Annotated in this window: 1 rRNA gene; it reads left to right on the top strand. The window is 54.8% G+C overall.

Features of this window, described 5'->3' with window-relative positions:
- Positions 1-403 (top strand): 16S ribosomal RNA (locus tag AOA61_RS05695); the annotation flags it as partial.

The raw sequence follows: 403 nt of genomic DNA, 5'->3' as shown, positions 1-403 counted from the left end.
CACTGGAACTGAGACACGGTCCAGACTCCTACGGGAGGCAGCAGTAGGGAATCATCCGCAATGGGCGAAAGCCTGACGGTGCAACGCCGCGTGAACGATGAAGGTCTTCGGATTGTAAAGTTCTGTTGTTAGGGAAGAACAAGTGCCGTTCGAATAGGTCGGCACCTTGACGGTACCTAACCAGAAAGCCCCGGCTAACTACGTGCCAGCAGCCGCGGTAATACGTAGGGGGCAAGCGTTGTCCGGAATTATTGGGCGTAAAGCGCGCGCAGGCGGTCTCTTAAGTCTGATGTGAAAGCCCACGGCTCAACCGTGGAGGGTCATTGGAAACTGGGGGACTTGAGTGTAGGAGAGGAAAGTGGAATTCCACGTGTAGCGGTGAAATGCGTAGATATGTGGAGGA

Source organism: Pseudomonas sp. 2995-1 (assembly GCF_002742505.1).
In the GTDB taxonomy this organism is placed as follows: Bacteria; Pseudomonadota; Gammaproteobacteria; order Pseudomonadales; family Pseudomonadaceae; genus Aquipseudomonas; species Aquipseudomonas sivasensis.
This window is presented reverse-complemented; position numbering and strand designations above follow the sequence as displayed.